Origin of the sequence: Pseudomonas sp. WS 5010, assembly GCF_012985565.1 — a bacterium.
In the GTDB taxonomy this organism is placed as follows: Bacteria; Pseudomonadota; Gammaproteobacteria; order Pseudomonadales; family Pseudomonadaceae; genus Aquipseudomonas.
Genome location: NZ_JAAQWQ010000009.1, coordinates 29,101 through 41,257, shown reverse-complemented (window position 1 = coordinate 41,257; position 12,157 = coordinate 29,101). Strand labels below are relative to the sequence as shown.

Genomic DNA, 12,157 nt, shown 5'->3' with positions numbered 1-12,157 from the left:
GGAAAAGCGACGCCGGACTCTCATGAATCGGCCGTTCGTCGGCGTTCTTTAATCAAAATGATGGCGATATGCCAAGGCTGCTGCGCTTCAGCGGATGGGACGTACAACCGAAGAGGCGTCCTTGCCGCCTGCCAGGCTTAGCGGTGTGAGCGGGTTGTGCTGGTCAAGCGCGGTAATCACAGCGCTGACTTCACTGGCCGGCACCGCCGCGCTGAGCAGGTAGCCCTGCACGTAATCGCAGCCATGCTTGACCAGCAGCTCCAGTTGCTGCGGGGTTTCCACGCCTTCGGTGATCACCTGCAAATGCAGGGTGTGGGCCATGCCGATGATCGCCTGGACAATCTCCATATCGGTGGTGGACTTGGGGATGTCCTGGATAAAGGAACGATCGATCTTCAGTGTATTGAGGGGCAGGCGCTTGAGGTAGGAGAGCGAGGAATAGCCGGTGCCGAAGTCATCGATGGACAGCGCGACACCCAGCGCGCGGATTTGCCGCAGCAGGACCAGGGTGCTGCTGATGTTGCCCATCAAGGCATTTTCCGTGACTTCCAGCTCCAGGCGGCTGGCGGCGATGCCACTGCTGCGCAAGGCGTATTCGATCTCATCGGCCAACTCGTCACGGGCCAGGTTCAGGGCCGAACAGTTGACGGCCATGGTCAGGTCCGGGTGGCCCTGGTCCGTCAGCCAGCCCAGGTCGGCACAGGCCTGGCGCAGTACCCAGTTGTCCAGCTCGGCGATCAGGCCGTTGTTTTCGGCAATGCCGATAAACCGGTCTGGCGCCAGCAAGCCATGCAGGGGATGTTGCCAGCGCACCAGGGCTTCGAGCCGGGTGACCTTGCCTTTGCGCAGGTCCAGGATGGGTTGGTAGTGCAGGACCAGTTCTTTTTGGCTGCGTAACGCGTTTCGCAGCTCCTCTTCCAACTGCAGTTCAAGAGAGGCCCGGGTTTTGAGGTTGGAACTGAAGAAGTTGAGGCTGTTGCGCCCGCCATCCTTGGACTGGTACAGCGCCAGGTCGGCGGTTTTCAGCAGTTCCTCGCTGGTGGTCCCGTCCTCGGGAAATACACTGATGCCGATGCTGGTGGTCATCACCATGCGTCGGCCGGCCAGTTCGATGGGCTCTTTCATTTTTTGCATGATGCGCTGGGCCATGTGCCGCGCTTCATCGCGATGATGGATGTTGATCAGGATGCAGAACTCATCGCCGCCGAACCGTGCCACCACATCATTGTGGCTGCGCACCGAACTCTTGATATGGCCAGCCAGCACCGTCAGCAGTTCGTCGCCGGCGTCGTGGCCCAGGCTGTCGTTGATCCGCTTGAAGTGGTCGATGTCGAGGAAGATCACCGCCAGCATGCCCCCAGCCTGGGTTTTCTGCGCGAGTTTTTCAGCGAAGATCTGGTTGAAGCCCCGGCGATTGAGCAGGCTGGTCAAGGCGTCGTAATGGGCCACTTGCTGCAGGGACGCCCGCGCCTGGTCCAGCTCGCTCAGCAAGGCATTGACTCGCCGCAGGTCGCGCTCCTTGTGCTGCAGTTTCTTGTCGGCGAGGGCCGCGCTGATGCTGCTGCCGATCACCAGCAACGTAATGACAGCCACCGACAGCCCCAGCTGCATGGGGTTGTTATCGATCGGCAACGACGGCGCGGCCCCGGTGGGCACCAGCAATTGCATGGCGGCCATGCCGGTGAAGTGCATGCTGATAATGCCGGCGCCCAGCACCAGGCTGGCACCGTACTTGAGCAATTGGTGGAACATCCCGCTGCCATTGCGCAGGTAGCGGGACAGCAGCAAGGCCGCGAGGCTGGCGCCAATGGCGATTGCTATCGATACCCCGAACAGCCCGCTGGAGAAATACACCTGGGCCTCGGAGCGCATGGCGGACATGCCCACGTAATGCATCAGGGCGATGCCCAGGCCCATCCAGATGGACGCCACCAGGTACTGATGAAAGCGCAGTTGTGCATGACTGAGGGTTTGCATGGCGAACATCGCCGCGATCATGGTGATCAGCAACGAAGCAAAGGTCATGAACAGTTCGTAATGGATGGCGATGGGCGCCTGGAACGCCAGCATGCTGATGAAGTGCGTCGACCAGATCCCGCCAGCCAGGCAACCGGCGCCGATCCAGCGCCAGCGGCGTTTTGCCGTCAGGTTGTCGACGTGGCCGACCCGTTCGGCCATGTCCAGGGTGCCGAAGCCCGCTGCGCAGGCAACCAGGTACGCCAGTAGCACCAGGAAGGGGTTATGGGTGCAATCGATTAATAAATGCCCGCTCTCGGGAAGGGGGGTAAAAAAATGCAGACCCAGCCATTCCATAGCATGTCCCGTTACAGAGTCATCTCGTGTCACGGCGCGCGGCGATGACCTATGGAATCGAGTATAGAAGGCTCAACGGAATCGCAAGCCGTAATGGCATTTTGATTTCTTCGATTTTGGCATGCTGGCCATAGCCAATGGTGCTAAGCGCTGATGGGCAGCTCAAACTCGTAAGGCGGCTGTTCCAGCGGCGCCAGGCCAAATGCCGCGCGTGCGGCGTCGCAATCGACGTTGACTTCACCCTGGCTCCACGACGCCTCGAACTCCCGGCACACGCTGGAACGCTGCTCATAGATTGAACAGCGGGTGCCGCTACCCACTTCGCCCTCCAGGCTGCAACAGCGTGCCGGTTTCTGGTCGGTGCCGATCATCGCCACCCGGCTGGGGTTGATCTGTACCACCCGTTCATCGGGCACGGTGCCGCCTGATGAGGCGCATTCGCCCCAAAAGAAAGACACGCGAAAGTGTGAACAGCAGGCACCGCAATTCAGACACGGACTGGCATCGGACATGGCACGTCATCAATAAGAGGTAAGGGGGGAACTGCGGAAGGCTCGCTATTCTATTCCTGCCAAGGCGCTTGGGAAGGGGGTCGGGTGCTTATTTTTTTGCCGGGCAAAACCCCGCTGTCCTGGATGAAATTACGCCCTATCAGCTTTACGAATCATTACAGACAACCGCGCCGTGCCTGACTAGATTGCAGGTTCCGGGCAGGATGCGTCGGCATCGAGCCTCTATAACAATAAAAGAGACGGACCCATGCAGAACTCGACCCAAGCGGCGAATGCCTGGCGCATTCTGTTCCTGCTGTTCCTGGCCAACCTGTTCAACTTCTTTGATCGCACGATCCCGGCGATCATCATCGAGCCGATCCGCATGGAATGGCACCTCAGTGACTTCCAGCTCGGCATCATCGGCACCGCGTTCACCATCGTCTACGCCATTGCCGGCTTGCCCCTGGGGCGCCTGGCCGATACCGGTTCACGCAGCAAGCTGATGGGCTGGGGCCTGGCGAGTTGGAGCGCGTTGACGGCAGTCAACGGCATGGTCGGCAGCTTCTGGACCTTCCTGCTGGTGCGCATGGGCATCGGCATTGGCGAAGCCAGTTATGCGCCGGCCGCCAACTCGCTGATCGGCGACCTGTTCCCGGCCCACCGTCGCGCCCGGGCCATGGGGATTTTCATGCTGGGCCTGCCCCTGGGGCTGTTGCTGGCGTTCTTCACCATCGGCGCGATGGTCAAGGCGTTCGACAGCTGGCGAGCGCCGTTCTTTATTGCGGCCATCCCGGGGCTGATCCTCGCGGTGTTCATGTTTTACATCAAGGAACCCAAGCGCGGTGCGGCCGAAACCGTGCAGGTTTCCCAGGAGAAAGTCGACCGGCCGATCCGCCGCGTGTTGGCGGTACCCACCTTCCTGTGGCTGGTGCTGGCGGGGCTGTGTTTCAACTTTGCGACCTATGCCTGCAACTCGTTCCTGGTGCCGATGCTGCAACGCTACTTTTTGATGCCACTGCAAGAAGCGGCCGTGGCGACCGGGGTGATTGTCGGCGTGACGGGCCTGTTCGGCCTGACCCTGGGCGGCCTGGTGGCGGACAAGATTCACCAGCGCATTGCCAACGGTCGGCTGCTGTTTGCCGCCTTCAGCCTGATTATCTCCACGATATGCACGGCCTGGGCCCTGCATGCGGGGCGTATCGAGATTGGGGTGTTTGTCGCGGTGTTCAGTGTGGGCTGGCTGTTCGCCTATAACTTCTACACCTGTGTGTACACGGCGATCCAGGACGTGGTGGAGCCGCGCCTGCGGGCGACGGCCATGGCGCTGTTCTTCGCCGGCCTGTATCTGCTGGGCGGTGGCATGGGGCCGGTGGTGGTGGGCGCACTGTCTGATCACTTTGCCCATGCGGCGATGTACGCAGCGGGTGCCGAGCAAATGACCGAGGCGTTCAAGGCCGTGGGCCTGCATGACGCTATGTACCTGATCCCGGTAGCGTTGTTCCTGACCATGCTGTTTCTGTTCCAGGCTTCACGGTGTTTTGTGCGCGATGCCAAGCGGATGAAGGATGGGTTGGGGAGGGTTGACGTGCCGGCAGCGGCGGCTACAGCTTGAAACCGAGGTGATGCCATCGCAGGCAAGCCAGCTCCCACAGTTAACCGAGTTGTCAGTTAGCGCACCGATCACTGTGAGAGCTGGCTTGCCTGCGATGAGGCCCGCAAAACCCCATAAAAAAGGCCCGCATTGCGCGGGCCTTTTTGTTCATCAGGGCAGGGCGCGGATCAACCGGCGACCAACACCCGAATCGCCTCCAACCGCAGCGCCGCCTTGTCGAGCATGGCCAGGCCTTGCTCGCGCTGTTGGCGCAGGGCAACCAGTTCGCTGTCGCGCACGGTCGGGTTGACGGCTTGCAGGGCGGTCAGGCGCGCCAGCTCTTCGTCGGTGTCCGCTGCCAGGCGGCGTTGCGCCTCGGCCACACGTTCGGCGTGGCGCGGGGCGATTTTCTCTTCGCCGGCGTTGATCCGAGGCGTCAGTTGGTCGCGCTGGGCCTGTACGAACTTGTTGGCGCTGGCCCGGGGCACGCTTTCCAGCTGGTCGTTCAGAGTGGTGAAGGACACCCGGCCCGACAGGTCATTGCCATTGGCATCCAGCAGGCAGCGCAGTGCTGCCGGCGGCAGGTAGCGACCCAGTTGCAGCGAACGCGGCGCCACTACTTCGCTGACGTAGAGCAGCTCCAGCAACACGGTGCCCGGCTTGAGCGCCTTGTTCTTGATCAGTGCCACGGCGGTGTTGCCCATGGAGCCGGACAGCACCAGATCCATACCGCCCTGGACCATCGGGTGCTCCCAGGTAATGAACTGCATGTCTTCGCGCGACAGCGCCTGGTTGCGGTCGTAGGTGATGGTCACGCCTTCGTCGTCGCCAAGGGGGAAGCTGGCGTCGAGCATTTTTTCGCTGGGTTTGAGGATCAGCGCGTTTTCCGAATGGTCTTCGCTGTCGATGCCAAACGCATCGAACAGGGTTTCCATATAGATCGGCAGGGTGAACTGGTCGTCTTGCTCCAGGATATCCTCGACCAGTGCGTCACCTTCGCCAGCGCCACCGGAGTTGAGCTCCAGCAAACGGTCGCGGCCAGTGTGCAGCTCGGCTTCCAGGCGCTCGCGCTCGGCGCGGGCTTCGTCGATCAGCGCTTGCCATTCGCCGTCGTCGGCATTTTCCAGCAGCGGCAGCAGGCGCGGGCCGAACTGGTGCTGCAAGGCGTTGCCGGTCGGGCAGGTATTGAGGAAGGCGTTCAGGGCTTCGTGATACCACTGGAACAGCCGCTCTTGCGGGCTGGTTTCCAGGTACGGCACGTGCAGTTCGATCACATGCTTCTGGCCGATCCGGTCCAGACGCCCGATGCGTTGCTCCAGCAAGTCCGGGTGCGATGGCAGGTCGAACAGCACCAGGTGGTGGGCGAACTGGAAGTTGCGGCCTTCACTGCCGATTTCCGAACAGATCAGCACCTGGGCGCCGAACTCTTCATCGGCGAAGTAGGCGGCGGCGCGGTCCCGCTCGAGGATGTTCATGCCCTCGTGGAACACCGTGGCCGGGATGCCGGAACGCACGCGCAGGGCGTCTTCCAGGTCCATGGCGGTTTCGGCGTGGGCGCAGATCACCAGGACCTTGGTGCGCTTGAGCATCTTCAACTGGTCGATCAACCACTCGACGCGCGGATCGAAGCGCCACCAGCGGTTTTCTTCTTCTATATCCGGTTGCGACTGGAAGCTGACTTCCGGGTACAGCTCGGCATGCTCGCCCAACGGCAGTTCCAGGTACTCGTCCGGGCACGGCAACGGGTAGGCGTGCAGCTTGCGCTCAGGGAAGCCTTGCACCGCGGCGCGGGTGTTACGGAACAGCACGCGGCCGGTGCCGTGACGGTCCAGCAGCTCACGCACCAGGCGCGCACTGGCTTCGGTGTCGCCATCGTTGACGGCAGCCAGCAGCGCTTCGCCTTCGTTGCCGAGGAACCCTTGGATAGTCTTGTGCGCGGCCGGCGAGAGGCGGCCCTTGTCCATCAATTCCTGGACCGCTTCGGCCACCGGGCGATAGTTCTCGCTCTCGGCGCGGAAGGCTTTGACGTCGTGGAAACGGTTCGGGTCCAGCAGGCGCAGACGGGCGAAGTGGCTGTCCTGGCCCAGTTGTTCCGGGGTTGCGGTCAGCAGCAGCACGCCGGGAATGGTCTCGGCCAGTTGCTCGACCAGTTGGTATTCAGCGCTGGCTTTTTCTTCGTGCCAGACCAGGTGGTGCGCTTCGTCGACCACCATCAAGTCCCAGCCGGCGGCGAACAGCGCGTCCTGGGCTTTTTCGTCGTCCACCAGCCACTCCAGCGCCACCAGCGCGAGCTGGGTGTCTTCGAACGGGTTGCTGGCATCGCTCTCGATAAAACGTTCTTCGTCGAACAGCGCGACCTGCAGGTTGAAACGCCGGCGCATCTCTACCAGCCATTGGTGCTGCAGGTTTTCCGGGACCAGGATCAGCACGCGATTGGCGCGCCCGGACAGCAGTTGGCGATGGATCACCAGGCCGGCTTCGATGGTCTTGCCCAGGCCCACTTCGTCGGCCAGCAGCACCCGTGGCGCGATACGGTCAGCGACTTCGCGGGCAATGTGCAATTGGTGTGCAATCGGCTGCGCACGTACGCCGCCCAGGCCCCAGAGCGCGGACTGCAATTGGCGGCTGGTGTGTTCCAGGGTGTGGTAGCGCAGGGAGAACCAGGCCAGCGGGTCGATCTGGCCGGCGAACAGACGGTCGCTGGCGAGGCGGAACTGGATGAAATTCGACAGTTGGGTTTCCGGCAGGGTGACCTGCTCGTTCTGCCCATTGAGGCCGTGGTAGACCAGCAGGCCGTCGACATCGTCGACCTCGCGCACGGTCATTTTCCAGCCTTCGAAGTGGGTGATGGTGTCACCCGGCGAAAACCTCACGCGAGTGAGGGGCGCATTCCGTAGCGCATACTGGCGGGTGTCGCCAGTGGCCGGATAGAGCACGGTCAACAAGCGGCCGTCCTGTGCGAGAACGGTGCCTAACCCCAGCTCTGCTTCGCTGTCACTAATCCAGCGTTGCCCCGGTTGATACTGCTGCGCCATGCTGCCTGACTCCCGCCGTGAAAAAGCCGACTATTCTAACGGAACAAGGCCCCCAGCCAAAGGACTCTGACAAAAACTACTCCGCTTGCAGGGATCAAAGAGGGCGATTCGACGGGTGGCAGGGCACGGGTAACTGACGACTGGGTCACAAGTTGGCGGCCCCAGGCTCAAGTCGCCAGTGCACCAGCCGACAGCCTGCTGACAGGAGACTAATAATTATGCTGCCACCGATCTTGCCCTTGAGTGTTGTGCCGGTCACGTCACAACTCGACCCCGTGCGCCCAAAGCCCGATATCCCGCCGGTGGTGCCTGCGCAGCCGAGCTCCAACGAAAGCACCATCGACCTCAAGCACCGCGACGCCGAGCAATCGACCCTGATGCTGCGTGAGGAACAACGACGCCAGCAGGAACAGCAAAAACGCCGGCGCGAGGCCGACGAAGATCCCGAGCAGCACCTGGCCATCCCGGGTGATGAGCTCAACGCCGACAATACGGTACCGGTCGCGCCGCTGATCGAGGACGCACCCCGCCAGGGGTTGTGGGTGGACGTCGAGGTTTGACCCCCGGGCGGGCCAGGCCGCATTATTGAGGCACTCCAGCCACCACGTAAGCCATGCCATGAGTGACGACAAGCTGATCGACCTGAATGCCGAGCGGGTCAAACGGGTCCATGACCTCAATGACAAGCGCCTTAATGACGTGCGCCAGGCGTTCGAGCAGGCCATGCCGTTGGGCAAGGCGAAGAAAAAGTCGAAAAACAAAGGCAAAAAGCGCTGAAATGCCCTGAATCTGTTGATTCAGGTCAGTTATTTCCCTTCTTTACGCCCCGTTGCGGGCGACATTGATCCCCGTCAATTTCTCCCCCCGACTTCTTGGTTAACTTAGCCCCATCGCAACAGGGCAAGAGCAGGAGGCCGGTCATGTTTTTCGATAATGTGGTTTTTGCCGGGGTGCTGACTGTCGGCCTCATGGTGCTGTTTTTTGTAGGGTTTGGATTTTTTATCTGGAAAGACGCGAACAAGCGTAAAAAACCATAGGTTTTTCCGGGTTACATGAGCACGCAAGGCATTTTGGGCGACTTCGGTCGCCCTTTTTTTTGCCCGGTATTTAGCTCCCTGTCCCACAGAAGCACAAAAAAAAGGCGCGACCCTCGCAGGTCACGCCTTTTTTAATTGCGTTGTCGGTTAACTGCCCAACGCCTTGGACGCCAGCCAGAACAACCCGGCCGACAGGCTCACCGTGGCCGGCAGAGTCAGGATCCAGGCCATCAGGATGGTCTTCACGGTGCCGCCTTGCAGGCCGCTCTTGTTCGCGACCATGGTCCCGGCCACACCCGAAGACAGCACGTGGGTGGTGGACACCGGCAGGGCGAAGATATTGGCAAAACCAATCATGGTGGCGGTGGTGATTTGCGCCGACATGCCCTGGGCATAGGTCATGCCCTGCTTGCCGATTTTCTCGCCGATGGTCAGTACCACGCGCTTCCAGCCCACCATGGTGCCCAGGCCAAGGGCCAGGGCTACGGCAAGGATCACCCAGAACGGGGCGTATTCGGTGGTGGCAGTCAGGTCTTTACGCAGTTTTTCCAGGTCCGACTTCTCGCGGGAATCAAGGCCTGGCAGCTTGCCGACTTTCTTCGCGGTATCGTCCAGGCACAGCAGGTAGCGACGGACTTCAATGCGCTGCTCGGAGGTCAAGGAGTGGTAGTCGGATACACCCTTCAATGTGCCAAGAAGGGCGTTGATGGTCGGTTCGGTCTGTTGCGGGTTGCAACGGAACTTGCCGGGCAGGTCGTCTCTGACACTTTTGCCCAGGGCAAGGAATTCGCCGAGGGTTTCGTGGTTGCGCTGGTAGAACTGGTTGAGGTGCAGGGTGGCGTCGCGGGTTCGCTCGATCTGGTAAGTGGTGCTGCCCAGATCGAGTACGAACTGCGCGGGCACGATACCAATCAGCACCAGCATGATCAGGCCGATGCCTTTCTGACCGTCGTTGGAACCATGCACGAAACTCACGGCCATCGCGGAAATCACCAGTACCAGGCGGTTCCAGAACGGCGGGTGTTTCTTGTCGTCGAGCTTGCGGCGCTGGTCCGGAGTCTTGTGCATCTTGGACAGCGGACGCCACCATTTAAGGCCAATCAACACCAGGGCTGCGACCAGGAAGCCGGCCATGGGCGAGAACACCAGCGAGGCACCGATATCAATGGCTTTCTGCCAGTTGACCCCGTCTGCCAGCGGAATGTCGTTGATCAGGGCATTGGCCAGGCCAACACCGAGGATCGAACCGATCAGGGTGTGGGAACTGGATGCCGGGATCCCGAAGTACCAGGTGCCGAGATTCCAGGTGATGGCCGCGGCTAATAATGAAAACACCATGGCCAGGCCATGGCCGGTGTTGACATTGATCAGCAACTCCACCGGCAGCAGATGCACGATGGCATAGGCAACGCCTACCCCGCCGAGCAACACGCCAAGGAAGTTGAACACCCCGGAAAAGAATACGGCCAGGTGCGGCGGCATCGCTTTGGTATAGATGACTGTGGCCACCGCGTTAGCGGTGTCATGAAAGCCATTGATGAACTCGAAGGCGAGGACAAAGGCGAGGGCGAGCAATAGGCTCACAAGAACCCAGGCATCCAGTCCGCTGAATAAATCGATCATGAAGGTTTTATGACCCGGTCGTAAGGGGGCGCGATTATGCCAGAAAACCTCAGTAATCTATGCACTAGCTGCTCGCCGGTAACATTCTTCAACGAATTAGTTTGGCAGCGGGGTGCGGCTACCAGATATTTCGGGGGTTTGGCAACTCATTGATTTGTAAAGAATACAGGGGGCAGAGCGGGGTGCGACACTTTGGGTAAAGTGTCTGAAACGCTTGTATGAAATTTCGCAAGGTCGCCGAAACTGACGATTGGAGGGCATGCCCAAGGCGCCCCTGCCAGGAGGTGCTGGCAGGGCAATGAGTTGCCAGGAAGGCTCAGTCCGACAGGCTTATGGCTCTTCGGTCTTGAGGTCCTTTTCGATCTTTTGGATTTCCTGGGCAAACGCCTGGTCGAGCAGGCTGGCTCGTTTGCGCCATGGTTTGCGCTCCGGCTCTGGTTGGGCGGCGTAGGTGGTGACTTCCCCGCCGTAAACATCCTTGTAACGTTGTTCCTGGCGCTCAAGTTCCGCGCGCAGTTCGTCTTTCGTCACATTGTTACCTAATTGAGTTGAGTTTGATTCCGGTGAAGCGCGATATCAGTAAAGGGCAACGATCTACCACTTCTGTATTACACGCGGCCACGGCACCGGGGAAGAACAACTGTCGTAGCAACAGTTTTGATTTTCAGGGCTGGGTACTTGCGACCAAGGCCTGGACAAGGCAAAGGCCAGGTTCGGCGGGATCGAAGATCACGCGTCAGGCCAGCTCTACATTGTCACAGGGTGCATTATAGCGGCGCATTTGGATAAGACTATCGCCAACAAGTTAAAAATCGTCAACTTTGCCTTTTGAAACATCAGACCAATAGTGTCGAGAACTTGGCGCCACACTTGCTTAATTACCTGCATGTGACAGTTGAAGTTAAGCTTGGCATTAATTGTTCAGTGCAGCGGCATCCTCGGCGCAACCTGGCTGTAAATTGCGATTATCGAATCACCGTCCGATAATCGCCCAATGTTGGCGCCCTTGCCTTGTACATCCGTTGCCTGCCGGCTTGTAATGGCGGTCGAAAATAAGAGAAAGGACCTGAAATGAACGATCAATTGCGCAACTCCTTTGCCTCAGTGGCGCCGCCGATCGTTGCGTCTCCGGCCAAGCGCATCCAGGCGTTTACCGGCGATCCGGATTTCATGACCTCCCTGGCCCGCGGATTGGCGGTGGTCCAGGCATTCCAAGAGCGCAAGCGCCACTTGACCATCGCGCAGATCAGCCACCGCACGGAAATCCCCCGCGCTGCCGTCAGACGTTGCCTGCACACCTTGATCAAGCTCGGCTACGCCACCACGGACGGGCGCACCTATTCCCTATTGCCCAAGGTCTTGACCCTGGGGCATGCCTATCTGTCTTCCACGCCCCTGGCGGTTTCGGCCCAGCCTTACCTGGACCGCATGAGCGAGCAACTGCACGAAGCCTGCAACATGGCGACCCTGGAGGGTGACGACATCCTTTACATCGCCCGTTCCGCCACGACCCAGCGCCTGATCTCGGTGGATCTGTCGGTCGGTGGCCGGCTGCCGGCCTATTGCACCTCCATGGGCCGGATACTGCTGGCCGCCCTGGATGATGCGTCGTTGCAGGACTACCTCGACCATGCCGACCTGCAAACCAAGACCAGCCGCACCTTGACCACCCCCGAAGCCTTGCTTGAATGCCTGCAGCAAGTGCGCCAGCAAGGCTGGTGCATTGTCGACCAGGAACTGGAGCAGGGCCTGCGTTCCATTGCCGTGCCGGTGTATGACGCGTCTGGCCAGGTGCTGGCCGCGCTGAACGTCAGCACCCACGCCGGGCGGGTCAGCCGTAGCGAACTAGAGCAGCGCTTCCTGCCGAGCATGCTCTCTGCTAGCCAGGAGCTGAGCGCCCAGCTGTTTGCTTAAGCTGTTCGGTGACCGCACAGATCCCGGTTTGACGAATTGACGGTGTTTGCCCTGGCTTATTAATGTCGCGGCAGCGTGATTGACCGCGACGGCGCCTACCGCCGCAGTTCTGGTTTCGCCCCAATAATAATGACGACTCAACGTCGTCCG

At 60.4% G+C, this 12,157-nt stretch carries 10 protein-coding genes; 5 read left to right on the top strand and 5 right to left on the bottom strand.

Translation table 11 applies throughout. The annotated features are described in order from the left end of the window. Positions 1-87 precede the first annotated feature (87 nt). Together HBO11_RS25120 and HBO11_RS25115 are read right to left on the bottom strand one after the other, a co-directional pair. Complete coding sequence (locus HBO11_RS25120; protein WP_169955507.1) at positions 88-2,313, bottom strand: bifunctional diguanylate cyclase/phosphodiesterase; 2,226 nt, start codon at positions 2,311-2,313, stop codon at positions 88-90. A 143-nt stretch (positions 2,314-2,456) separates the two neighbouring features. After that, complete coding sequence (locus tag HBO11_RS25115) at positions 2,457-2,825, bottom strand: YkgJ family cysteine cluster protein (protein ID WP_169955508.1); 369 nt, start codon at positions 2,823-2,825, stop codon at positions 2,457-2,459. 247 nt (positions 2,826-3,072) lie between these two features. On the opposite strand from HBO11_RS25115, the gene HBO11_RS25110 reads away from it, so the two are divergent. Beyond that, on the top strand, positions 3,073-4,419 hold the full coding sequence (locus HBO11_RS25110) for an MFS transporter (RefSeq protein ID WP_169955509.1): 1,347 nt from the start codon (positions 3,073-3,075) through the stop codon (positions 4,417-4,419). A gap of 167 nt (positions 4,420-4,586) precedes the next feature. Here the strand turns inward: HBO11_RS25110 and rapA are convergent, their stop codons facing one another. Next, the gene (gene rapA / locus HBO11_RS25105) at positions 4,587-7,433 is read right to left on the bottom strand and encodes an RNA polymerase-associated protein RapA (protein WP_169955510.1); all 2,847 of its coding nucleotides are present in this window, start codon (positions 7,431-7,433) and stop codon (positions 4,587-4,589) included. Positions 7,434-7,651: 218 nt separating this feature from the next. Between rapA and HBO11_RS25100 the strand changes: the two genes are divergently transcribed. From HBO11_RS25100 to ccoM, 3 genes are all read left to right on the top strand, one after another. After that, positions 7,652-7,993: a hypothetical protein gene (locus tag HBO11_RS25100; RefSeq protein WP_029297088.1), complete on the top strand. Its 342-nt coding sequence runs from the start codon at positions 7,652-7,654 to the stop codon at positions 7,991-7,993. 58 nt (positions 7,994-8,051) lie between these two features. Then, a complete protein-coding gene (locus HBO11_RS25095; RefSeq protein WP_169955511.1) occupies positions 8,052-8,210 on the top strand; it encodes a hypothetical protein in 159 nt (52 codons plus the stop codon). Positions 8,211-8,353: 143 nt separating this feature from the next. Then, a complete protein-coding gene (gene ccoM / locus HBO11_RS28770; protein WP_029297086.1) occupies positions 8,354-8,470 on the top strand; it encodes a cytochrome c oxidase subunit CcoM in 117 nt (38 codons plus the stop codon). A 147-nt stretch (positions 8,471-8,617) separates the two neighbouring features. Here the strand turns inward: ccoM and HBO11_RS25090 are convergent, their stop codons facing one another. Together HBO11_RS25090 and HBO11_RS25085 are read right to left on the bottom strand one after the other, a co-directional pair. Further along, positions 8,618-10,093, bottom strand: a complete 1,476-nt coding sequence (locus HBO11_RS25090; RefSeq protein WP_115127556.1) for an inorganic phosphate transporter — start codon at positions 10,091-10,093, stop codon at positions 8,618-8,620. A 330-nt stretch (positions 10,094-10,423) separates the two neighbouring features. After that, the gene (locus HBO11_RS25085) at positions 10,424-10,624 is read right to left on the bottom strand and encodes a hypothetical protein (protein ID WP_169955512.1); all 201 of its coding nucleotides are present in this window, start codon (positions 10,622-10,624) and stop codon (positions 10,424-10,426) included. Positions 10,625-11,164: 540 nt separating this feature from the next. Here HBO11_RS25085 and pcaR point away from each other — a divergent pair. After that, positions 11,165-12,007: a pca regulon transcriptional regulator PcaR gene (gene pcaR / locus HBO11_RS25080; protein WP_029297080.1), complete on the top strand. Its 843-nt coding sequence runs from the start codon at positions 11,165-11,167 to the stop codon at positions 12,005-12,007. Positions 12,008-12,157 lie beyond the last annotated feature (150 nt).

What these genes read in the sequence shown, in the direction of transcription:
- ccoM (WP_029297086.1), top strand. Translation starts at nt 8,354, where the DNA reads ATGTTTTTCGATAATGTGGTTTTTGCCGGGGTGCTGACTGTCGGCCTC.
- HBO11_RS25090 (WP_115127556.1), bottom strand. Translation starts at nt 10,093, where the DNA reads ATGATCGATTTATTCAGCGGACTGGATGCCTGGGTTCTTGTGAGCCTA.
- HBO11_RS25095 (WP_169955511.1), top strand. Translation starts at nt 8,052, where the DNA reads ATGAGTGACGACAAGCTGATCGACCTGAATGCCGAGCGGGTCAAACGG.
- HBO11_RS25110 (WP_169955509.1), top strand. Translation starts at nt 3,073, where the DNA reads ATGCAGAACTCGACCCAAGCGGCGAATGCCTGGCGCATTCTGTTCCTG.
- HBO11_RS25100 (WP_029297088.1), top strand. Translation starts at nt 7,652, where the DNA reads ATGCTGCCACCGATCTTGCCCTTGAGTGTTGTGCCGGTCACGTCACAA.
- HBO11_RS25115 (WP_169955508.1), bottom strand. Translation starts at nt 2,825, where the DNA reads ATGTCCGATGCCAGTCCGTGTCTGAATTGCGGTGCCTGCTGTTCACAC.
- rapA (WP_169955510.1), bottom strand. Translation starts at nt 7,433, where the DNA reads ATGGCGCAGCAGTATCAACCGGGGCAACGCTGGATTAGTGACAGCGAA.
- pcaR (WP_029297080.1), top strand. Translation starts at nt 11,165, where the DNA reads ATGAACGATCAATTGCGCAACTCCTTTGCCTCAGTGGCGCCGCCGATC.
- HBO11_RS25120 (WP_169955507.1), bottom strand. Translation starts at nt 2,313, where the DNA reads ATGGAATGGCTGGGTCTGCATTTTTTTACCCCCCTTCCCGAGAGCGGG.